The sequence below is a fragment of the Enterobacter sp. UNJFSC 003 genome (assembly GCF_036903355.1).
GTDB lineage: Bacteria > Pseudomonadota > Gammaproteobacteria > Enterobacterales > Enterobacteriaceae > Enterobacter.
The window spans coordinates 1-257 of the sequence record NZ_JBAKHK010000234.1; the positions used below are offsets into that span (position 1 = coordinate 1).

Below are 257 nucleotides of genomic sequence, written 5' to 3' on the forward strand. Positions count from 1 at the left end.
GGTATTAACGCCGCCAGTCCGAACAAAGAGCTGGCGAAAGAGTTCCTCGAAAACTATCTGCTGACTGACGAAGGTCTGGAAGCGGTTAATAAAGACAAACCGCTGGGTGCCGTAGCGCTGAAGTCTTACGAGGAAGAGTTGGCGAAAGATCCACGTATTGCCGCCACCATGGAAAACGCCCAGAAAGGTGAAATCATGCCGAACATCCCGCAGATGTCCGCTTTCTGGTATGCCGTGCGTACTGCGGTGATCAACGC

1 pseudogene is annotated in these 257 nt (G+C 52.9%); it reads left to right on the forward strand.

Going from position 1 to position 257, the window contains the following annotated elements:
• Positions 1-257: pseudogene (gene malE, locus V5P19_RS23945) on the forward strand (maltose/maltodextrin ABC transporter substrate-binding protein MalE); the annotation flags it as partial.